Origin of the sequence: Polynucleobacter sp. 30F-ANTBAC (assembly GCF_018882385.1) — a bacterium.
In the GTDB taxonomy this organism is placed as follows: Bacteria; Pseudomonadota; Gammaproteobacteria; order Burkholderiales; family Burkholderiaceae; genus Polynucleobacter.
In genome coordinates this window covers 974534-997225 of the sequence record NZ_JACVON010000001.1, presented here as the reverse complement: position 1 = coordinate 997225, position 22692 = coordinate 974534, and the positions used below count along the sequence as shown (strand labels likewise).

The 22692-nt window shown below is 41.7% G+C and carries 21 protein-coding genes; 18 read left to right on the top strand and 3 right to left on the bottom strand.

Annotated features, from left to right (window positions below; all coding sequences use genetic code 11):
* The first annotated feature begins 9 nt into the window (after positions 1-9).
* The 10 genes from murD to lpxC all read left to right on the top strand — a co-directional run bounded on the left by murD (position 10) and on the right by lpxC (position 11389).
* Positions 10-1575, top strand: a complete 1566-nt coding sequence (gene murD / locus ICN28_RS04665; protein WP_370626442.1) for a UDP-N-acetylmuramoyl-L-alanine--D-glutamate ligase — start codon at positions 10-12, stop codon at positions 1573-1575.
* Positions 1572-2849, top strand: a complete 1278-nt coding sequence (gene ftsW / locus ICN28_RS04660; protein ID WP_370626441.1) for a putative lipid II flippase FtsW — start codon at positions 1572-1574, stop codon at positions 2847-2849. The genes murD and ftsW overlap by 4 nt, the downstream gene beginning before the upstream one ends.
* Positions 2846-3946, top strand: a complete 1101-nt coding sequence (murG, locus tag ICN28_RS04655) for an undecaprenyldiphospho-muramoylpentapeptide beta-N-acetylglucosaminyltransferase (protein ID WP_216286573.1) — start codon at positions 2846-2848, stop codon at positions 3944-3946. The genes ftsW and murG overlap by 4 nt, the downstream gene beginning before the upstream one ends.
* A complete protein-coding gene (murC, locus tag ICN28_RS04650) occupies positions 3943-5376 on the top strand; it encodes a UDP-N-acetylmuramate--L-alanine ligase (RefSeq protein ID WP_216286572.1) in 1434 nt (477 codons plus the stop codon). The genes murG and murC overlap by 4 nt, the downstream gene beginning before the upstream one ends.
* The gene (locus tag ICN28_RS04645) at positions 5369-6361 is read left to right on the top strand and encodes a D-alanine--D-alanine ligase (RefSeq protein WP_216286570.1); all 993 of its coding nucleotides are present in this window, start codon (positions 5369-5371) and stop codon (positions 6359-6361) included. The genes murC and ICN28_RS04645 overlap by 8 nt, the downstream gene beginning before the upstream one ends.
* The gene (locus ICN28_RS04640; RefSeq protein ID WP_216286568.1) at positions 6358-7179 is read left to right on the top strand and encodes a cell division protein FtsQ/DivIB; all 822 of its coding nucleotides are present in this window, start codon (positions 6358-6360) and stop codon (positions 7177-7179) included. Before ICN28_RS04645 ends, ICN28_RS04640 begins: the two co-directional genes overlap by 4 nt.
* A gap of 5 nt (positions 7180-7184) precedes the next feature.
* Entirely contained in the window at positions 7185-8414 is a 1230-nt protein-coding gene (gene ftsA / locus ICN28_RS04635; RefSeq protein ID WP_216286906.1) for a cell division protein FtsA, read from the top strand.
* Positions 8415-8468: 54 nt separating this feature from the next.
* Positions 8469-9767 carry a cell division protein FtsZ gene (ftsZ, locus tag ICN28_RS04630; protein WP_216286566.1) on the top strand — a complete coding sequence of 433 codons (1299 nt, stop codon included), beginning with the start codon at positions 8469-8471 and terminating at the stop codon, positions 9765-9767.
* Positions 9768-9927: 160 nt separating this feature from the next.
* Positions 9928-10428, top strand: a complete 501-nt coding sequence (locus tag ICN28_RS04625) for a peroxiredoxin (RefSeq protein ID WP_216286564.1) — start codon at positions 9928-9930, stop codon at positions 10426-10428.
* 46 nt (positions 10429-10474) lie between these two features.
* Positions 10475-11389 (top strand): UDP-3-O-acyl-N-acetylglucosamine deacetylase, encoded by a 915-nt coding sequence (lpxC, locus tag ICN28_RS04620; protein ID WP_216286562.1) that lies wholly within the window; start codon positions 10475-10477, stop codon positions 11387-11389.
* A 28-nt stretch (positions 11390-11417) separates the two neighbouring features.
* On the opposite strand, the gene ICN28_RS04615 is transcribed toward lpxC, so the two are convergent.
* Positions 11418-11927: a hypothetical protein gene (locus ICN28_RS04615; protein ID WP_216286560.1), complete on the bottom strand. Its 510-nt coding sequence runs from the start codon at positions 11925-11927 to the stop codon at positions 11418-11420.
* A 7-nt stretch (positions 11928-11934) separates the two neighbouring features.
* Between ICN28_RS04615 and secA the strand changes: the two genes are divergently transcribed.
* From secA to mutT, 4 genes are read left to right on the top strand one after another with little or no spacing between them, the layout of a single operon-like run.
* On the top strand, positions 11935-14676 hold the full coding sequence (gene secA, locus ICN28_RS04610; RefSeq protein ID WP_216286558.1) for a preprotein translocase subunit SecA: 2742 nt from the start codon (positions 11935-11937) through the stop codon (positions 14674-14676).
* Between the two features lie 57 nt (positions 14677-14733).
* Complete coding sequence (argJ, locus tag ICN28_RS04605; RefSeq protein WP_216286556.1) at positions 14734-15969, top strand: bifunctional glutamate N-acetyltransferase/amino-acid acetyltransferase ArgJ; 1236 nt, start codon at positions 14734-14736, stop codon at positions 15967-15969.
* Between the two features lie 37 nt (positions 15970-16006).
* The gene (locus ICN28_RS04600; RefSeq protein WP_216286554.1) at positions 16007-16867 is read left to right on the top strand and encodes an ATP-binding protein; all 861 of its coding nucleotides are present in this window, start codon (positions 16007-16009) and stop codon (positions 16865-16867) included.
* Complete coding sequence (gene mutT, locus ICN28_RS04595) at positions 16867-17298, top strand: 8-oxo-dGTP diphosphatase MutT (RefSeq protein WP_216286552.1); 432 nt, start codon at positions 16867-16869, stop codon at positions 17296-17298. The genes ICN28_RS04600 and mutT overlap by 1 nt, the downstream gene beginning before the upstream one ends.
* Positions 17299-17322: 24 nt before the next feature.
* Here the strand turns inward: mutT and zapD are convergent, their stop codons facing one another.
* Positions 17323-18075 carry a cell division protein ZapD gene (zapD, locus tag ICN28_RS04590; protein ID WP_216286551.1) on the bottom strand — a complete coding sequence of 251 codons (753 nt, stop codon included), beginning with the start codon at positions 18073-18075 and terminating at the stop codon, positions 17323-17325.
* A 42-nt stretch (positions 18076-18117) separates the two neighbouring features.
* A complete protein-coding gene (gene coaE / locus ICN28_RS04585) occupies positions 18118-18783 on the bottom strand; it encodes a dephospho-CoA kinase (RefSeq protein WP_216286549.1) in 666 nt (221 codons plus the stop codon).
* Positions 18784-18871: 88 nt separating this feature from the next.
* On the opposite strand from coaE, the gene ICN28_RS04580 reads away from it, so the two are divergent.
* The 4 genes from ICN28_RS04580 to ICN28_RS04565 are packed head-to-tail and all read left to right on the top strand — an operon-like array spanning position 18872 to position 22692.
* Positions 18872-19642, top strand: a complete 771-nt coding sequence (locus ICN28_RS04580; protein WP_216286547.1) for a hypothetical protein — start codon at positions 18872-18874, stop codon at positions 19640-19642.
* 22 nt (positions 19643-19664) lie between these two features.
* Entirely contained in the window at positions 19665-20735 is a 1071-nt protein-coding gene (locus ICN28_RS04575) for a site-2 protease family protein (protein WP_216286545.1), read from the top strand.
* Complete coding sequence (locus ICN28_RS04570; protein ID WP_216286543.1) at positions 20736-21119, top strand: hypothetical protein; 384 nt, start codon at positions 20736-20738, stop codon at positions 21117-21119.
* On the top strand, positions 21112-22692 hold the full coding sequence (locus ICN28_RS04565) for a hypothetical protein (RefSeq protein WP_216286542.1): 1581 nt from the start codon (positions 21112-21114) through the stop codon (positions 22690-22692). The genes ICN28_RS04570 and ICN28_RS04565 overlap by 8 nt, the downstream gene beginning before the upstream one ends.

Here is a 22692-nt window from a genome sequence, read left to right as displayed (position 1 = left end):
GTGAGCAGAGTGAATCAACTACAGCACCCATTTGGCAAACAATATACGGAGCAAGTCCGTGTATTGGTGCTGGGTATCGGTGAGTCAGGTGCCGCTATGGTGCGCTGGTGTAAGACTCAGGGTGCTCACGTTGTTGTTGCTGACACAAGAGAAAAGAGTCAATTGTCGGAGTTGGCTCTGCAATACGAAAAAACCACTCGCGAAATCGGTATTAGCGAGATTCACTTTGGGCAATTATCTTTAGATTTATTAAATGATATTGATATCGTCGCAATTAGCCCAGGTCTTTCACCTATAGCTGAACCAGTTCAATCATTTTTACAGCTGGCTTCTGAAAAAGGTATTCCAGTTTGGAGCGAGATTGAGTTTTTTGCGCAAGCCATTGAGGCTTTACGAGTTGAGCAAAATTATCAAACAAAAATTATTGCTATTACTGGTACTAATGGCAAAACAACAACAACTGCATTAACAGGTTTGCTATGTGAGCGTGCGGGTATGGCCGTCGCCGTGGCTGGCAATATAAGCCCCGCAGCGCTAGATAAGTTATTGGACATTGAAGACTTACCTCATGTGTGGGTTTTGGAGTTGTCGAGCTTTCAGTTACAGCATACTTATAGTTTGAATGCGGATGCAGCAACTATTCTGAATATTAGCCAAGATCATTTTGATTGGCATGGTGATATGAATCACTATGTGATGGCTAAAGCAAAAATTTTTGGCGATAAAACGACTGCGGTTTTAAATCGTGATGATGAGTTGGTGATTGGTTTGGCGGAAAGCCTATCCGCTTCTCGGGTCATCACTTTTGGGCATGGATCACCAACGGAAGAAGATGCCTTTGGAATTTTCCATGACACCGCTGCAGGCGGTATTGATTGGTTGGTTTGGGCTGAGCCAGATGAAGAGGCTAATGAGCTTAAATTAAAACGCCGCCGTAAAAAATCAGTTGAGGATGATGAGCCCTTACGGTTAAAACGCTTAATGCCTGCTGATGCATTGCGAATTAAAGGACGTCATAACGCTAGTAACGCACTGGCTGCAATAGCTATGGCAAGTGCCATTGGTTTACCTATGGGTCCTCTTTTACATGGGTTACGTGAATACCAAGGTGAGCCACACAGAGTCCAAAGTGTGGCGATCATTGATGGTGTTGAGTACATTGATGACTCTAAAGGCACCAACGTAGGGGCAACCATTGCTGCGCTAGTCGGGTTGAGTGAGTCAGCTGGTCAGCAAGCAAAGATTATTTTAATTGCCGGTGGTGAAGGTAAAGGGCAAGATTTCCAGCCATTGCTTGATCCGGTAGCAAGATTTGCTAAATCAGTCATATTGATTGGTCGCGATACACCTTTGATCAAAAATGCATTAGCAAGCTCGGGTGTTAATTTATTTGAAGTAAGCACCTTAGAAGCTGCAGTATTGCAGGCATCTGAACTCGCTCATTCTGGCGATATAGTTCTGTTATCACCCGCTTGCGCAAGCTTTGATATGTTTAAAGATTATGCTCATCGTGCCGAAGTTTTTGTGGGTGCTGTTAATGAGCTGGCAATTTCTCGTGGGCAGGTGAGCGCATGATGAACTTTTTTAAACGTTTAAGTGCTGGCGGTGTTAACGGCTTTAAGGGTGGAATTAAAGATAGTATTAAAGTTGGATTTGAAGATTTCCGGCTGGGCTTAAGGGATGCCACAACTGTTGTTAAGCCAACCCGATCACGCATGATGGAATATGATCAGCCATTGTTATGGGCTGTATTGTTATTGGTGACGCTTGGTTTGGTGATGGTGTATTCCGCATCCATTGCATTGCCTGATGGTCCTAAATATGCAAAATATAGTAGTAGTCACTTTCTAATACGCCACGCGATCGCTATGGTGATTGCATTTGGGGCAGGCATCTTAGCCTTTAAAGTGCCATTAAGAGTGTGGGATAAATTAGCCCCAGCTATTTTCATTTTAGCTTTCATCTTGCTAATCATTGTTTTGATTCCTGGTGTAGGTAAGGGTGTTAACGGAGCTCGTCGCTGGATTCCTTTGGGCATAATGAATTTTCAGTCATCTGAGTTAATGAAGTTCGCTGTCGTTTTATTTGCGGCCTGGTATACCGTTCAGAGACAAGACTACTTGCATCATCTAGTTAAAGGGCTTGCACCTATGGGTGCTGCCGTTATTGCAGTTGGCATTTTGCTATTGTTGCAACCTGATATGGGTGCATTCATGGTTATTGCCATGATTGCCATGGGTCTTCTTTTCTTGGGCGGTATTAGTGGAAAATTATTCGGCGCCTTAGTGGGGCTTGCTGTGGGTAGCTTTGCCACAATTATTATTCTTTCTCCATTCCGCCGAGAGCGTATTTTTGCTTATTTGGACCCTTGGGATACGGAGTTCGCTGCAGGAAAAGCCTATCAATTAACACATTCTCTTATGGCATTTGGTCGAGGCGAATGGTTTGGAGTTGGATTGGGCGGTAGTGTTGAAAAGCTTCATTACCTTCCTGAAGCGCATACCGACTTTATTTTGGCTGTGATTGGTGAAGAGTTAGGTTTTGTGGGTGTCACAGTTGTTATTGGTATTTTTTATTGGATTGTGAGAAGAGCATTCTTAATTGGTAGAACAGCACTTCAGCTTGATCGAAGTTTTGCAGGCTTAGTAGCCAAAGGCATAGCTATTTGGATTGGTTGGCAAGCATTTATCAATATGGGTGTTAATTTAGGAATACTTCCTACTAAAGGTTTGACATTACCGTTTGTGAGCTTCGGTGGCTCAGGTCTACTGATGAATGCAATAGCCATCGCTGTATTGCTAAAAGTTGATTTTGAAAACAGAGTGATGATGCGAGGTGGAAAAGTATGACCAAGCATCCGTCAACACAAAAATTTCCAACGCTATTGGTGATGGCTGGTGGAACAGGTGGACACATCTTCCCGGGATTGGCTGTTGCTGAATACTTGCGGTCTGACGGATGGCATGTTGCGTGGTTGGGTAACCCGCAAGGGATGGAGTATCGCTTGGTAACCGGGCGTGGATTTAATTTTGAAGGAATTCAGTTTGGCGGACTCAGAGGTAAAGGGCTTAAAACGATAGTGCTTTTACCTTTTAATTTATTACGTGCATTTTGGCAAAGCATTCAGGTCTTGCGTCGCGTGCAGCCTAATGTTGTTTTAGGTATGGGTGGTTATGTGACATTTCCTGGTGGAATGATGAGTGTCTTATTGGGTAAGCCATTAGTTTTGCATGAGCAAAATTCAATTGCTGGTTTAGCCAATAAAGTACTTGCAAAGTTAGCAGACAAAACATTATGTGCATTTCCTAATGCTTTGTCTGGAGCTGATTGGGTTGGTAATCCACTAAGAGCTGGGATGAGTGAAGTTGAATCTCCTGCTGCCAGGTATCAATCTAGGTCAGGGGTTCTCAGAATTTTAGTTGTTGGTGGTAGTTTGGGGGCTGCGGCTTTAAATACAACCATCCCTAAGGCACTTTCATTAATAGCTGAAGAGCAGCGTCCTCATGTCACTCATCAATCAGGTGAAAAGCATTTGGTGTCTCTTCAGAAGACGTATCAAGATCTTGGTGTTACTGCCAATGTTGTCCCATTTATTGAGGATATGACAGATGCATACGCTAAAGCAGATTTGGTGATTTGCCGAGCAGGTGCTATGACTGTGGCTGAGCTATCCGCTGTAGGCGTTGCTTCCTATTTGGTGCCATTCCCGCATGCGGTTGATGATCATCAAACTTTTAATGCCAAATTTTTAGCTGATGCTGGTGGGGCTATTTTGATGCCTCAAGCAAATTTCGATTCTGAAAAATTAGCTCACTATTTATTGAAGCTAGATAGAAAAGAATTGCAAAAAATGGCAGAGCAATCGTTGACTTTAGCAAAGCCTATGGCAACCCAAGATGTGGCCCTAGTTTGCAAACAATTTTGTAAAGATGGGACTCCGGCATGAAGCACATTCTTCATCAAATTCATTTTGTAGGTATTGGTGGCGCTGGAATGAGTGGCATTGCTGAGGTCCTATTGAATTTAGGATACAAAGTCAGTGGTTCAGATATGGCTGAAAGTGCAACGACCAAGCGTCTGCGCGAGTGTGGTGCTGAAATTCATATTGGTCACGATGAGAAAAATGTGGGTAGCGCGGAAGCAGTTGTTATTTCAACAGCGGTAACTGGCGATAACCCAGAGGTTTTAGCCGCTAGAGCATCGAGAATTCCAATTGTGCCAAGGGCTGTTATGTTGGGTGAGTTGATGCGCTTAAAGCAAGGTATTGCTATTGCTGGTACTCATGGAAAAACAACAACAACAAGCTTATTGGCTTCAATTCTGGCTGAAGGCGGTTTGGATCCAACTTTTGTGATTGGCGGTAAATTAAATTCTGCTGGGGCAAATGCTCGCTTAGGTACTGGTGACTTTATTGTTGCTGAAGCGGATGAGTCCGATGCATCATTTTTGAATCTGCTACCTGCTATTGAAGTGATTACTAATATTGATGCGGATCACATGGATACGTATCAACACGATATGGCTAAATTGAAGCAGGCATTTGTTCAATTTACTCAGCGTATGCCTTTCTATGGTGTTGCTGTGCTTTGTGTGGATGATCAAAATGTCAGAGATATCCTGCCTTTTGTTTCTCGTCCAATGTTGCGTTATGGCTTATCTGATGATGCTGATGTAAGAGCAATTGATGTTGTGGCGGATGGGCCAAAAATGCATTTTGTTGCCATACGGCACACTGTGCGTCGTCATGGTGAAAAACCAGGTCCTCTCAAGGTTACTTTAAATCTTCCTGGGTTGCATAACGTTCGTAATGCTTTGGCTGCTATTGCCATAGCAACAGAACTGGGTGTTTCTGATGAGGCCATTATTAAAGCTTTGGCAGAATTTCATGGGGTGGGTCGCCGATTCCAAAAATATGGTGATGTGAAGTTACCGCAAGGTGGTTCATGTACGGTAATTGATGATTATGGTCATCACCCTGTTGAAATGGCTGCAACATTATCTGCGACGCGAGGCGCATTTCCAGGTCGCCGTCTTTTGCTAGCATTTCAACCACACCGCTTTACAAGAACACGTGACTGTTTTGGTGACTTTGTCAAAGTTATTCAGGGGGTTGATGCCTTGGCATTAACTGACGTATATCCAGCAGGCGAAGCACGCATTCCAGGTGCTGATGGCGAAAGTTTGATCAATGCTTTAGCAAAAGCAAAAGATGTTGGTCGGTTGTTAGATAGTCAAGCTACTCAATTTGTTAAGGACGTGAATGATTTGCCAAAATTATTGTTGAGTATGGCGCGTGATGGCGATGTGATTATCACAATGGGTGCTGGATCAATATCTAGTGTGCCAGGAAAACTTGTGGAGTTAACTCATGGATAAATTAATCAAGTCTCTATGGAGTGAGCAAGTACAAAAAGATTTAGCACTAACTAATTCTCAAGCTTTAGGTAAGGTGGGAGTTTTGTTGGGTGGCAAATCAGGTGAGCGCGAGATTTCTCTGATGTCTGGTCAGGGTGTTTTAGAAGCATTGCAATCTAAAGGTGTTAATGCTCATGCATTTGACACGGGTGAGAAAACCGTCGCTGAATTAGTTGCACAAAAATTTGATCGTGTGTTTATTGCATTGCATGGCCGTTATGGTGAAGATGGAACTATGCAAGGAACGCTTGAGCAATTAGGTATTCCTTATACAGGCAGTGGTGTTTTAGCATCAGCATTGGCAATCGATAAGCAAGCAACCAAACGTTTATGGGCTGGCTTTAATTTAGCTACACCTAAGTTTGTGATGCTAAGTAAAGATAGTCAGTGGGATGAGGTTGCCAAATATTTAGGTCTACCAATTATTGTGAAGCCGGCGCGAGAAGGTTCATCTTTGGGTTTAAGTAAGGTTACCAGTGTTGCCGAATTGCCAGCAGCATATGAGTTGGCAGCAAAACTCGATCGTGACGTTATGGCTGAACAATGCATTATTGGTGAAGAATTAACCTGCCCGATTGTTGGTGATGGCATCCATGCTCGAGCTCTACCGGTTATTCGGATTGTTGCTCCAGATTCTAATTATGACTATCACAATAAATACTTCTCTGATGACACAAGATACTTATGTCCAACAGGGTTAGATCTGCAGTTAGAAGAAACAGTCCAAGCACTGGCCTTGGATGCATACAGAGCTTTGGGTTGTAAAGGTTGGGGTCGTGCTGATGTCATGATTGACAATAAAACTAACCAGCCATATTTGCTGGAGATGAATACGGCACCCGGCATGACAGGGCATTCTTTAGTGCCTATGGCAGCAAAAGCTGCTGGTGTCGACTACGCTGATTTAGTCATGTGGTTGCTAAGTAAGGCAGGGCTGCATTCATGAAATGGCTAGGTCACACTTTTAGCATGTTAGCTTCTATTTTGGGCGTTGCTTTTAGCCCGATATGGAATCAACCACGCGTTTTAAAAGTGTTATCGAACTTTTTATTTGTTATTGCCATATTGGCCACCTGTTCATGGTTTTTATTTTGGCTTGGTCAAAGACCAGTCTTTTCTTTGGAGCATTTAACTGTTGAGTCATTGGATGGTCGTGAGTTAAAGCATGTCAATTTACCAACGATTCGATCACGCGCGATTGATCAAGTTCAAGGTAATTTCTTCACGATTCGGCTAGATCAAACGCGTCAAGCATTTGAGTCTATGCCGTGGGTCCGTAGGGCTAGTGTTCGAAGAGATTGGCCTAATGGAATTGTGGTGGCTATAGAAGAGCATCAAGCCTTTGCTGTATGGCAAGGATCAGATATACCGAAATTAATGAATACCTACGGGGAGTTGTTTATTGCCAATATGGCTGAAGCAGAAGATAGCGCATCTTTGCTGAAGGTTTCTGGACCTGAAGGTAGCAACAAAGAAGTCTTTGCTAAATTAAAAAAGTTAAATGCTTCGATTGCTCCATGGAATACAACGGTGCAAAAGTTGGAATTGTCCTCACGTTATGCGTGGAAGGCGAAGTTAGGTAATGGTTTAAATATTGATTTGGGCCGTGAATTAGACGACAGAGATAGTAAGCAAATTGAATTAAGCGTTGAGCGATTGATGAAAACTTGGCCGCAGGTTGAAGAAAAGTGGGGACAACGTATTGACTCAATTGATTTGAGATATGCCAACGGATATGCCATACATATAGGGAAAAAATTGTGAGCGTAATTAGTAAAGACTCTAAAGATTTGATTGTTGGATTAGATATTGGCACATCCAGAGTGGTTGCGTTGGTGGCTGAGCTTAATCCAGATGGCCAATTTAACGTTATTGGTTTGGGGCAGGTTGCATCGAAAGGTTTAAAGAAAGGCGTTGTTGTCAATATTGAAGCAACCGTTCAGTCAATTCAAAAAGCTTTAGAAGAAGCTGAGGTTATGGCGGATCGCCGAATTGCTCAGGTATTTGCTGGGATTGCTGGTAACCATATTCATAGTTTTAACTCTACTGGCATGGTGGCTATTAGAGATAAAGAGGTTACGCAAGGGGATGTTGATCGTGTGATTGAGACGGCAAAGGCCATCAATATCCCAACAGATCAGCAAATTATTCATATTTTGACGCAAGACTTCATTATTGATAGACAAGAAGATGTGCGTGAGCCTATCGGCATGAGTGGTATTCGTCTTGAAGTCAAAGTGCATATCGTGACTGGTGCTGTTAGTGCTGCACAAAATATTGTGAAGTGTGTCCGTCGCTGCGGTCTAGAAGTTAACGATCTTATTTTGCAGCCGATTGCATCGAGTGTTGCGGTATTAACGGAAGACGAAAAAGAACTTGGTGTTGTATTGGTAGATATCGGTGGCGGCACAACGGATATTGCTATTTTTAGTCAAGGCGCTATCCGTCATACAGCAATTATTCCAATCGCTGGTGATCAAATTACGAACGATATTGCAATGGCGTTGCGCACACCTACGATCGAAGCAGAGGATTTGAAAATTCACTTCGGTATTGCTCGCCAAGATATGGCAAGCCCTAATGAAAATATTGAAGTGCCGGGAGTGGGGGATCGTGAGTCTCGCTCTATGTCTCGCCAAGCTCTTGCAGCAGTCATTGAACCTCGTGTTGAAGAGCTATTAAGTTTGGTTCGTGAAGTGGTACGGGAATCAGGTATGGAGCATTTGGTTTCATCAGGCGTTGTTTTAACTGGTGGTACGGCTTTGATGCCAGGAGTCGTTGAGATCGCTGAGGAAGTTTTTGCTAAGCCAGCCAGAGTAGGTGTGCCTGAATACCGCGGTCATTTAAGTGAAATTTTAAGAAGCCCACGTTATTCAACGGGACTTGGTTTGTTAATGGAGGGTCGCGTGCAATTAGTGCGTGGTCGTCGTATTGCGCAGTCAGGAACATTGCAAAACATTGTGGCGCGCATGCGTGAATGGTTTATGGGTAATTTTTAATTTAGTTTTTAGTTTTCTTTTTGTCGTCGTCAACTGTAGTTAATAGGAGGTGTTATGGAATTTGAAATGTTAGATGCAGAACCAGCGGGTAAAACCATTATTAAAGTGGTTGGTGTTGGTGGTGCTGGCGGTAACGCTGTGCAACACATGATTCGCCGTGGTGTTCAAGGTGTTGAGTTCATTTGCATGAATACAGATGCAGGTGCTCTTCAACGTTCTAAAGCAAGTCTCAATATCCAATTGGGTGCCACAGGCCTTGGTGCTGGTGCTAAACCTGAGGTGGGGGCTGCTGCTGCTGAAGAAGCAAAAGCTCGTATCGCAGATGCATTGCAAGGTGCTCATATGGTATTCATTACTGCTGGTATGGGCGGCGGTACAGGTACTGGCGCTGGCCCAATTGTTGCCCAAGTTGCAAAAGAAATGGGCATCTTAACGGTTGGTGTGATTAGCAAGCCATTTGATTTTGAAGGTGCTAAGCGTGGCAAAGTTGCTGAAGCAGGTGCTCATCAGCTTGAAAACTATGTGGATTCATTAATTGTTGTTCTTAATGAAAAACTATTTGAAGTCATGGGTGAAGATGCTGAGATGGATAAGGCATTTGGTTGTGCAGATGATGTATTGCATAACGCTGTTGCAGGTATTGCGGAAATTATTAATGAGCAGGGTCTAATTAACGTTGACTTTGAGGACGTTAAAACAGTCATGAGTGAGCAAGGTAAAGCCATGATGGGTACTGCAACTGTATCTGGTATGGATCGTGCACGCTTAGCAGCTGAGGCAGCAGTTGCATCACCATTGCTTGAAGGTGTTGATCTATCGGGTGCTCGTGGTGTGTTGGTTAATATTACAGCTAGCCGTTCACTCAAGTTATCAGAAACACGTGAAGTAATGGGTGCTATTCGTGGTTATGCTGCAGAAGATGCTACTGTTATTTTTGGTACTGTTTACGATGAAACTCTAGGCGATGCTTTGCGTGTAACAGTAGTGGCTACAGGCTTGAACGGTGGTAAGCGTAAAGAGCAACAGCCTGAAGTTATTTGGCGTAATACACAGGCAACTGGAACTTATGACGCTGTTTCTACGATTGCTGACCTCAGTGCTTTTGCACCACAGAGTCCTTCTGCAACTATGGCGATGGCCAGTGTTGCAGCAGCTCCAGCAGCAGCGCTAGCACCAGCTAGTTCGGCAACTGATTACAGTCAGTATGACGTACCTAAGGTATTTAGAAGTAATCGTGATTCATCAGTTGAGACGCGTTTTGGCGCTAATAGCTCACCTGAAGCAAAAGCGATGATGGATAAAGGTGCTGATTACTACGATATTCCGGCTTTTTTACGAAAGCAAGCTGACTAAAATCAGCTGTAATTAAGAATATCTATATAAAACAACGGCATAACGATGCTGATGGTGGCGCGCCTCCTGCGAAATGACGACGCATGCGATACCATCAGCATTAAGCAAGAAAATGCTTATATTCGTTATGACTGATTAATTAAAAATGATGGAGATAAAAATGATTACAGTGGGACAACAATTACCAAACGCTACTATTCATGAATATTTAGACGTTGCTACAGAGGGTTGTGCAATCGGTCCTAATGCTTTTGAAGTCAGCAAATTAACTGCAGGTAAGAAAATTGTTATTTTTGGTTTACCTGGTGCCTACACGCCAACTTGTTCAGCAAAACATGTACCGGGCTATGTTGCTCACGCTGCTGAGTTAAAAGCCAAGGGTGTCGATGAAGTTTGGTGCGTATCTGTCAATGATGCTTTCGTGATGGGTGCTTGGGGTAAAGATCAAAAAGTGAATGGCACTGTTCGCATGATGGCTGATGGATCAGGTGAGCTTACCAAGAAGTTGGGTTTAGAGCTTGATTTAATTGCCCGCGGCATGGGTGTTCGTTCAAATCGCTACATGATGATTGTTGATAATGGTGTTGTTAAGCATTTAGCAGTTGAAGGCCCAGGCCAGTTTGAAGTGAGTGATGCTGCTTCAGCACTTAAAGCTCTTTAAATCTAGCAAACTCATTAAATAAGCTTATTCGAAAATATAAATTGATATGTTGAAACAGCGCACCATTGCAGCCCCAGTTAAAACAGTTGGTATTGGTTTACACACTGGGCGCAAGGTGTCGCTGAAACTCCTTCCTGCCCCAGTTGATACGGGCATTATTTTTCGAAGAACTGATTTAACTGAATCAAAAGACATCAAGGCTGATGCTCATGCTGTCACAGATACAAGATTGGCGACAGTTCTGCAAAATGGCGACACCCGTGTATCGACCGTGGAACATTTGTTATCAGGTTGTGCAGGTTTGGGTATTGATAATCTAATTATCGAATTAGATTGCGAAGAAATTCCGATCATGGATGGTAGTGCTGCTTCTTTCCTTTTCTTAATCGAATCTGCTGGTTTAGAGGAACAGGATGCCCCTAGAAAATTCATCGTCATTAAAAAAGCGATTGAAGTTAGAGAGGCTGGAAAGTTAGCGCGTTTAGAACCATTCAATGGATACAAGTTAGATTTCACAATTGATTTCAAACACCCTGCTGTTGATAAGACCGGTCAAAGACATGTGATTGATTTTGCTGACAGTACTTATGCTCGTGAGATTGGTAGAGCAAGAACATTTGGCTTTGCTCATGAGGTGGAAGCTTTGCGAGAAATGGGTTTGGCGCGCGGTGGTAGCTTAGATAATGCGATTGTTTTGGATGAGCACCGAATCCTGAATAACGAAGAATTACGTTATGACGATGAGTTTGTCCGCCATAAAATATTAGATGCCATTGGTGACTTGTATTTAGCGGGTCACCCTATTGTTGGTGCTTATATTGCTGAAAAATCGGGTCATGCTATGAATAATGCGCTTTTAAGAAGTATGTTTGCTGATCCTAGCTCCTTTGAAATTAAAACTTTCACTGAAGAAAGTGCACCTAAGGCTTATTCACAAACAGATAAGCCATTATTTGCCTAAAAATTAGGCAAATACCCCTTTTGATGGGTTATTGCCCATTTTTCAATAGTTTTTCTACGGCAAGCCTCAGTGGAGACCCATCTTCTAGTGTTGGAAGTAGCTTTGCCCAGGAGTTTTGAGCTTTTTCACTAAAAATAGGACGAGATTCAGGGGGTAAAACCACCTTTTCTGGGCTGATTCCAACCCCTCCTGGGGACTGTTTAATGGTGATATTTTGAGCTGGCCAACCCTGTTCTTGAAGATTAAATAGGATGGATGGTAGTTTTTGTTGTAATCGCGTTGCCACAGCAGCATTCACGGCAAATAGTTTTAACTCCCCTGAATCTTCAGTAAAACCACCTAGCTTAATATAAGGAATAGCCATCTCAAGCCCATTCTTATTGAGGCTCAAGGCTAAAGCTCTTTGTAAATGCTGATTATTTTCAACCTGTTGAAGCAGGTTGCTGAGGGGACTATTTTCTTCAACGCAAGCTAAAGCTTGACGGGCATTCGCAGATGGCCGTCTGGGTGCTAAACTTTGAGGCTTAAATTTCCTCATAAAAGTCATGGTTACTGGTCTTCTCAAGAAAATATTCGGCAGCCGAAATGATCGGCTCATAAAACAATATAAGCGCATTGTCGCTCAGATTAATGCTCTCGAGCAGAGTATGGCATCTTTGGACGATGCCGCATTGCAGGCAAAAACAGCTGAATTTAAGGCAAAACTGGCTTCTGGGCATCGTTTGGATGAGATCCTGCCCGAAGCATTCGCGGTCGTTCGAGAGGCCAGTAAGCGGGTGATGGGCATGCGCCATTTCGATGTCCAAATGGTGGGTGGTTTGGCGTTGCATCAAGGCAAAATTGCAGAAATGCGCACGGGCGAGGGTAAAACACTGACGGCGACCCTACCTGTTTACCTAAATGCTCTTGCTGGTCAAGGTGTGCATGTTGTAACAGTCAATGATTACTTGGCGCAGCGTGATGCTGAGTGGATGGCTAAGTTATATAACTTCTTAGGTTTGACAGTTGGCGTTAATTTGTCAAATATGGAACATGATGCCAAGCAAAGTGCCTATAAGTCAGACATTACATATGGCACAAATAACGAATTTGGGTTCGACTACCTCCGCGATAACATGGTGCAAGATGTTGGCCAGCGTGTACAACGTGGCTTGGCCTATGCCATTGTTGACGAAGTTGACTCGATTCTGATTGACGAAGCACGAACACCGTTAATTATTTCTGGTCAGGCAGAAGATCACACCGATGTCTATGTCACCATGAATGCCTTGCCACAATATTTGACAAGACAATTTGGCGAAGAAAAAGCAGATGGTACGGGCGTCATTACGCCAGGTGATTACATCGTTGATGAAAAATCTCACCAAGTCTTCTTGACGGAGTCTGGTCACGAAAAAGCAGAAAACGCTTTAACTAAATTAGGTTTAATTAAAGAAGGTGAGTCTTTATACGCACCTCAAAATATTACATTGATGCATCACGTCTATGCTGCATTAAGAGCGCATACGCTGTTCAATAAAGATCAGCATTATGTGGTTCAAAACGGTGAAGTCATTATTGTTGATGAATTCACCGGCCGTTTAATGAATGGTCGTCGTTGGTCAGATGGTTTGCATCAAGCCGTTGAAGCTAAAGAAGGTGTTGCTATTCAAAATGAAAATCGCACCTTAGCAACCATTACTTTCCAGAATTACTTCCGTATGTACGGTAAGTTGGGTGGTATGACTGGAACGGCTGATACAGAAGCTTATGAGTTCCAAGAGATTTATGGTCTAGAGACGGTCATTATTCCGCCCAATCGAATCAATGCACGTATTGATAAGCAAGATCAAATTTATAAGTCTTCGATGGAGCGTTATAACGCTGTTGTTAAAGATGTTGTTTCTTGTTACGAACGTGGTCAGCCAGTTTTAGTTGGAACAACCTCTATTGAAAATTCAGAGTTGATTTCATCTCTTTTAGACAAGGCACAATTGCCTCATCAGGTTCTTAATGCGAAACAGCATGCCAAAGAAGCTGAAATTATTGCTCAAGCAGGTCGTCCCAAAATGATTACGATCGCCACGAATATGGCGGGTCGTGGAACGGATATTGTTTTAGGCGGTAACGTTGAAAAACAGGCTTCATTGATTGAGGCGGATGACACATTATCGGATCAAGATAAAAAGACACGCATTCAAAAGTTGCATGATGAATGGCAAGGTTTGCATGATGTGGTGATGCAAGCAGGTGGTTTGCACATTATCGGTACGGAGCGTCATGAAAGTCGCCGCGTTGATAACCAATTAAGAGGTCGAGCAGCTCGTCAAGGGGATCCAGGCTCATCTAGGTTCTATTTGTCATTGGATGATGCGCTGCTAAGAATTTTTGCTGGTGAGCGCTTGAAATCAATCATGGATCGATTGAAGATGCCAGAAGGCGAGCCAATTGAGGCTGGCATGGTGACGCGTTCTATTGAGTCTGCTCAACGCAAAGTTGAGGCGCGAAACTTTGATATACGCAAACAGCTATTGCAGTATGACGACGTCGCCAACGATCAGCGTAAAGAAATCTATCGCTTAAGAAATGAAGTGCTAGAAACAGGCGATGTGGGCGAGTTAATTGCTAATTTACGCGAATCTTGCTTCTCTGATTTATTTGCTGAATATATCCCTCAAGAATCCGTCATTGAGCAGTGGGATATTCCTGGTTTACAGCAATTATTGGCCAATGAATGGGGTCTAACAATCAACCTTCAGGCTTTAATTGATGCTGATGAATCAATAGATTCGGAAGAATTATTGACTAAGGTTCTTGAGGCTGCTGAGGCTGCTTACCAAGCTAAGGTTGAGATGGTTGGCCGAGATTCATTTGCAAATTTTGAGCGTTCAGTCACTTTGCACAGTCTTGATACAAATTGGCGTGAGCATTTAGCAGCCCTAGATCACTTGCGTCAAGGCATTCACTTAAGAGGGTATGCTCAAAAAGATCCTAAGCAAGAGTATCGAAGAGAATCATTTGAATTGTTTGCTCGTCTATTAGATGTTGTGAAGCTGGATGTGACTAAAACCATTATGTTGGTGAAGATTCAAACTCCAGAAGAGTTGGCTCAAGCATCCGAATCCATGCAAGAAGAATTGAGTGACTTGAAGGGCGTGCAGTATCAGCATGCCAACTCTGAGTCAGAAGAAGATGAATCTTCAGAAACATCAATGCCTATTCAAAATGGATCTAAAGTAGGACGTAATGACCCATGCCCATGTGGCAGTGGTAAGAAGTACAAACAATGTCATGGTCAACTCAGCTAATTTTTTAATGTAGCTAGCCGAGTTATTTATTTTTTTGCTTTATTAAAGAGTGTGCACATGTCAGTTAATTCACCTTTACCCATTGCAAGTGATTTAAATCCTGTTGAGGGCTTACGTTTAGGTTTTGCGGAAGCAGGAATTAAAAAGCCGGGACGTAAGGATGTTTTGGTTTTTGAATTGGCTGAAGGTACAAGTGTTGCTGGTGTATTTACCAAAAATCGCTTTTGTGCGGCACCGGTACAAATTTGTCGTGAGCACTTAAATGTCAGTCAAAAAGAAAATTTACAAATCCGCGCACTTTTAGTTAACACGGGTAATGCAAATGCTGGTACTGGTGAGCCTGGGTATCAGAATGCCATTAAAACCTGTGATGAATTAGCCAAGCTCTTAGGCATACGTCGTGAGCAAGTCTTGCCTTTTTCGACAGGGGTCATTCTTGAGCCTTTGCCAGTTGATAAAGTCATTGCCGGTATGCCTCAAGCGATCAGTGGGCTAAAGGCTGATAACTGGTTGAATGCTGCGGAATCCATTATGACGACGGATACACAGCCTAAGGCCTGCTCCACAAAAATAGAGGTCAATGGTCAACAGATCACTCTAACAGGTATTAGTAAAGGTGCTGGGATGATTCATCCCAATATGGCTACCATGTTGGGATATGTCGCTACAGATGCCAAGATTGCACAAGATTTATTGCAAAAATTAACAACGGAAGTGGCAGACGTATCTTTTAATGCGATTACGATTGATGGTGATACGTCAACCAATGATTCATTTGTGGTGATGGCGACCGGTGCGTCTGGTCTTGAGATTCCAAGTTCTGGCGTTGCTTATGAAGCATTTAAAAAAGCACTTACTGAGATTAGCCAAAAACTTGCTCAAATGATTGTGCGTGATGGTGAGGGTGCAACCAAGTTCATCACGATTCAAATTGATGGTGGCAGGAATAAAGAAGAATGTAAGCAGGTTGCTGAAGCCATTGCACATTCTCCTTTAGTGAAGACTGCTTTTTTTGCAAGCGACCCTAATTTAGGCCGTATTTTGGCTGCCATTGGATATGCAGGCATTGCTGATTTAGATGTTAACGGTGTTCAACTCTGGTTAGATGATGTTTGGGTTGCTAAAAACGGTGGCCGCCATCCCGACTATAAAGAAGAGGATGGTCAGCGCGTAATGAAGAAGTCTGAAATTCAAGTAAAGGCTGATTTGGGACGCGGGAAAGCCTCACAAACCATTTGGACTTGTGACCTATCTCATGAGTATGTCTCAATCAATGCAGACTATCGCTCTTAACTCTGAAGTCTTGGTTTAGTGACTCACCTTATTATTTATGTCAGATAAATTAGATCGCTTATTAGCCAAACTAGATGCCTGGATGCCTCAAGAGTTATCTGAGGCTGATTGGAATTCGGCGGTTGCATTTCGTTGGCGCCGTAAAGATACTTTGTTAGGTAAGTTAGGCTATCTTCAGGCTGTTAAACATACCTCCGATATTTCCTTTGCAGATCTTCAGCATATTGATCGTCAAAAGGATCAAATATTTAGTAACACCAAGCATTTTGTCGCTGGTAAACCAGCGAACAATGTTTTGCTCACTGGTGCTCGAGGGACTGGTAAGTCTTCGCTTATCAAAGCTTGTTTGAATGAGTTTGCTGCTAAAGGTTTGAGGTTGGTTGAGGTTGATAAAGAGCACCTCACTGACTTGGGTGACTTGACTGAATTATTGGCAGTACGACCTGAGAAATTTATTATCTTTTGTGATGATCTATCTTTTGAAGATGGAGAGTCAGGTTATAAATCACTTAAATCTGCATTAGATGGTTCTGTAGCTGCGCAAGTTGAAAATATTTTGATTTATGCAACATCTAATCGCCGCCATCTCTTGCCGGAATATATGACTGATAATGAGTCATATCGACATACATCGGATGGTGAGATTCATCCGGGTGAGGTGGTTGAGGAAAAAATTTCTTTATCAGAGCGTTTTGGATTGTGGATTTCTTTTTACCCACCCAAACAAGATGAGTATTTAGATATCGTAGGACATTGGTTAAATCACTTTGGTTTAAATCAGTCCCAGATCGAAGCAGCCAGACCAGAGGCATTAATTTGGGCGTTGGAGCGAGGTTCTAGATCAGGTCGTGTTGCATGGCAATTCGCACGGCACTGGGCAGGTCAACAGGACGATTAATGGCAGATACTTCATTAGGGCGACCTATTGTGGAGGTAGCCGTTGGTGTTTTGCTTAAAAAAGATGACGCTGTTTTATTGGGGCAGCGGCCAGAAGGTAAGCCTTACGCGGGCTATTGGGAGTTTCCTGGTGGAAAAATTGAAGCAGGTGAATCCCTGTTTGAAGCTCTTCAGCGTGAGTTAACTGAAGAAATCAACATTCGCATTTTGGATGCCAAAGAGTTTTTAACGATTGAGCATGATTATCCCCACGCCTATGTCCGTTTACACGTTTGTTTAATTCGTAACTGGGAAGGTGAACTGAGGGGTCTTGAAAATCAGGCAATTGCTTGGTTGCCTTTAACCGACATTCCTCATATTGAAGCTTCAGAGTTGCAACCAATTTTGCCGGCAACATTACCTATTCTGAAAAAGCTTCAATCTATTTTATAAGTTGAGTTTGATGTAACAGTTTGATTAAAAGTTACACAAAGACATTTTAAATTCATAATCTTTAGGTAATGGTTTAGGTTTGCTAATACCATCACACTCCATGAATCGAATCCAAAGCATGTATTTGTTAGCGCTAATTTCTGGGATGATGCTTGGATCTTTAATGGATATGCGCATTAACTGATAAGTTTTACCAGAGAGCATTTGTTGATACGCCCCGTTAGTAGCAATCATGCTACTCGCTTGACTTGATTCTCTAAGCAATTTCAAGAACATGCTACTCGCTTCACTCCAGGGTTCCAGTGGAGCCATATAGGATTTTAGTGAGTCCCTTCTTGTGGGGGCATCGATAAATTGCCATGCATGATAGGAGGGCAAGTCAACAGGACTTGTACCGCCTGGAACACTTAAGCGAGTGCGAATTGTGTTCAACCATTCGCTATCCGTAATTAATGAATTGGGTTTGCCAATGGTGTTATTAATTTTGTTCCAAATGACATTCATTTCATTAAGCGTTTTATCAAGAATAGCTTGATCAACACCTTTTTGATTTTTAAGAGACTCAAGGCTATGCTTTTGACGGTCAAGCTCTTTCATTAAACTTGATTTCAAATCTGCTCTTGCTGTAATTTCGCCTAAATCAAAAATAATCGAAATGGCTTGATGCATATCTCGCGCATCATCTTTTTCAACATGGTAATGGAACCGATCAAATAAGTACTCTAGTCGAAGCAAGCTTCGAACTAGCTCATTGAAAGGATACTCATAAATGATCATATGGAGCGATTCTAGACTGAAAAAGCCTTGAAATAACTGTTTTTATGAAGTTTTTTGAAGAATTTTATTGTGTAAATTTAGGCACTGCATTTCTAGATGATCTAAACCCTTATCATTTTCAATAATAAATTGGGCTTTCTTTAATCTGTCGGCTCTCTTAATTTGATGACCCATAATTTGAAGTACCGTTGCTTTATCTAAATGACTTCTCTCTTGAACTCTAGATAGTTGGAGCTCCTCTGGGCAATCAACCACAACGACCAGGTCTATTCTTGGGGGCTCTTGCTGGTACCAAGTGCCTGATTCAAAAAATAGTGGCACAACAAAAACAACATAGGGAGAATTAGCTTGTGAGCTAACCTTTTCAAGGGTGTCATCTGATATTTGGTTAATCAAGGGGTGGGTGATCTCTTCTAATCTAGCTTTGGCGCCAGAATTATGAAAAATTTCATGCCTCATTTTTTCTCTATTGAGAGCCCCATTAGGCAAAATAAAGCTTGAGCCAAAGACTTCAGCAATTTTTGGCATGGCTTGACCGTTAGGCCCCGTGATTTCATGGGCGATTTTGTCAAAATCAATGATTTTGGCTCCCAATTTTTCTAAACAGTGGGCCGCTGCACTTTTACCACTACCAATGCCGCCAGTTAATCCAACCCGAAAAATGGTGGGCTTAGCCTTTATGGAGGGTAAAGTGGTTGATATATTCATTGAATTACCTATTTTAGAGGCACATTTCGCCCCGATTCCCTTTGTTTTTAATATACTTTGTATATATTAATCATAATAAAAGAGTTAAATGCAAGATTTTTACCCAATTAATAATCTAGGCTATGTCATAGTCGGTTTGTGCATTTTCATAACTCTCCTTTTTATTGGCCTTTGGGCTTACAAAAACTCTAAAAATAAGAGCGAAGAGAATTTATCCTCAGAGTTAATGCTGGAAAAACAAGTTGCAGAGCAAGACCCGTTATGGAAAAAGGCGCTTGAAGAAATTAATCTCATTCAAGGTAGTTTAGATAGAGATTTTGAAATGTTGCAGAAAAATTTAGCTCAAGAGCGTTATCAGGTCACTGCCAATGCAGAATTAGCTAAAAAATTAGCTACCAAAAAACAACTGCCATTAACGTTATTTAGGATATATGAAGAGACTCGGTCATACCCTAAAAAGCAATCAGATGCTAAAGCTGAAGATCTAAAGTGGCATAAGCAAATAGGACTAACCGATTTATTTGTTGATCAATTAATTGTGGATGTTGGCCTCAGGGTCGCATTTAAGTTGTTTAGCAGAGATTATGTGCTTAGCTCAAAGTGGCACGAGTATTCGCAAGTGAAGTTTTTGGAGCTCACTCTGTTGGATGGTAATAAAGACGCCTGTTTGATTGTTAGAGTCAGGCCCGAGGAATCGGAGTCAAAAATATTGCTTGAGGAAGCTGTTATAGCAATGAAATCCGGAGCGTGGTTACGGGACTTATTAACTTGTCGCATGCTCATGGATGTTAGAGAGGCGGAGTTAGTTTTGAGAGCTAAGCACCAAGACGTCGAAAGACTAAAAAAGCAATTTGTATAGAATGACCTAGAAAGCCATGAGAATGTATAGCAAGAATAAAAAAATAAAAAAAATTAAAGGTTTAAGTTATTGGTTTTTTGCCTTGTCGTTATTGATATTGGCTTTAGCTACTGCTTGGATGGGTTACTTGGGTCAACAGACCTTAGACTTTACAAAAGAGAACGCATCAATTGCCATTAAGAATCCATTATTTACAGACTATCTTCTTGAATTGGGTGTTGAGCATTCAACTAAAGTAATCCCAACAAATCCTGTTGCGAATAATGAGTTACCCAAAACAATACCTCTTGGTAACCCCATTGCTGCAGCTAAAGAAAAATTAATTCAAACTGAAAAATCTAATTTAAATATTCAGGAATCGTCTGAAGAAACCCTGCTAAAAATATTTTCCAATTTAAGGGGTTTTGAGAATAAGCGTGCTGAAACTATTTTAAGAAAAATAAATCCAATAGTTGCACACGTCCAAAAAGGTTCGTTGGCTGAGGGTTGGGGCTTCAAGTCAGGCGATCAAATTAAAATGATTGGAGTTGAACCAATTAATTCGGTCTGGGATTTTTACCAATTAGTTGATACAACAACAACTCAACAGCTTTCTTTTTCTATCGCGCGCGGAAAAAAACAACTACAAATTACCTCAACAGATGGAAAAGAAAATTTTTCAGTTAATCAGATTGGGATCTTATTTGTTATTCCTGATGGTTTAAGTTACATCTCAAAATCGGATGGGGTAAGTTTAGCGAATCAATTTGACGAGCAATTTGTCAAGGTTGTAGGCGAAAGCCTTAAAAAAGACTACGTATCTAGTTTGAATACTTTTATCTCCGGTCTTATGTCAATGGGGTTCAATCAAAACTTTGATTTAGATAAGTATGAAAAAATAAATACGACTGGAATGCTAACTTGGCATCATGAAAAGTATTTAAATCAAATGGATGCGTTCCATGGTAAGTTGCGATCCAACATCTCCAATCAAGAGACTGTTATGAAAGCATTTCAACAGGCTTTGCTTGGATTTGCTGCTGCGTTCATTTTATGTATTTCAGCTTTTGTGATTCGTTTACGTTTCTTGTCTAACCAAAATTTAGAAAGCTAATTGATGTTAGAGCAACAGCAATGGTTGGGTTTTGAAATTAATCAGCGTAAGTTGGCGTTGCCATTGAGCGCTGTTGCATCTGCTTTTTATAGTGTTTTGCTTAAGACGCCGGCCAAGCCATTTGGCCTTGAAGTGCATGAAGGAGTACCTGTCTTTCTCCTGTCACCTGCCGAGCTTTTTGGAGTTGAGTTAAAGACCCTGGAAAATGAATCAGAGCCTTCATCGTGGGTGATAGTTTTAAAGTCTAATGAAGATGCCGATATTGGTTTTAGGGTTCAGAAAACAATTGGACCGTTTCACGCCGTCATCAATCTTGAAAATCAAATTCATTATTTGGATCAAGTTCTTGATGTGGTGAGTCTACTGGAGAATACGCATGACTAACTTTTTTAAAATTTTAAGTGAAATGCTGTCTAAAAAAGATTTTGGTAGAAAGTTACTTTTAGTATTTTTGCTAATTTGTGCGCTAACTTCATTTGGTGTTTCCATTATGATCGAGCGACATAAAAATACCTCAGCAGCCGAGGCTTTGCAAAAAAGTGAACAGGTGAAAATTTATGTTGAAAAAATTAATTTATCAAGGCAAGTTGTAGAGGTATCTCAATCTCTTGGAAGTGATTACTTTAGTAGAGTTAATCGAGCGCAAAAGCAATTGGAAAAGCTTGTTGGTCCCGAAAAAATAGATCCAATTTTGGAAAAATTACTTCTAGAAAAGCCAGTATCCGATCAACACGTTAAGGCTCGAATCTTTCTTCTTCGAGATGCTATGAAGAATTTGGTTTCAACTGAGAAAAGTATTATTGCTCTAAGTTCTGGGTTGGAGGCTGCTCAAGCTATAAGCCATGTATCTAAGAAGTCTTTGCTTGATATTAATCGTATACGTACGGATTCTCCATTCAGAAAAACAGCTGAAGCTATGTCGTCGCTTTCAATCGCTTTGCAAAATTGGACTAATAATGTCGGTGATGTTGAGTCTACAAAGCAGCTTCAATCATCTTTACTATTGGCTGCTGATCAGAAGCCAATATTAGAGGCTTTGAATAAAGATAATAAATTTAATGCTGCTCAAGAGAATATTTATAAGGTTTTGAAAAAGACCCCAGTATGGGTCAGGTCTGCAGAGTATGCAGATGCGCTTGAGAAATTCACGGTTTCTCGAGATAAGGTTTTGGATCTCACAAAAGATAAAGATATTTATGATGCCATTGCAAGTTCGCTGGAGTCGAGTGTCAGCAGTGGTGATGCTCAAGTATTTCTTGATATGACTCACCTCTTGACCATTATTTCAATCGTGGGAGCGTTAATCGTTATTGTTGTTGGTGATAGGCGTAAGAGTTACAGCGATATCGATATTCAAGATATCGGGCATTCTAAAAAAGTGAGTTTCTTGCGAGAAACACAAGATATTTTGCCGTACACCCAAATTGCTGTGAACCAGGTTTCTGATCTTGGGGGTAAGGTTTTAAAAGCGTTAAAACGTTTTCATGGGGTTCTTACTGAAGCGAGTTTATCTGGTCAAAGAGATCGTGTGGATGCTCTTAAGCCGATGAATCTTGTTGAGACGGAATTATTAAGAATGCGTCAAGAAATTGTAGCTTTACGTGAACAAACGATACAAATGTCTTTATCTAACTCCGGTATCTCATCGGGTGGCAATGTGGCAGATCAATGCATCAGGATAAGTGCCATAGTTGATAACTTAGAGCAAAATCTAGTGCAAGTTGATACGTCAATCAAACAAGCCTTTGCATACAAGCAAGGTATGGAGAAAAATGATTTGCATAAGATTAGCCGAGAGTCTGAGGGTCTTATTTTGGCGCTCACTCAATGGGAGAGGCAAATTGAACGTATGGATGGCGTTTTAGAAGAAATGAGTGACGCGCTTGAACATGCTATTCATGGGGAAAATTTTGAGTCTGAACCTAGGAGCACCTCATCTTTTAGATTGGATGCTTAG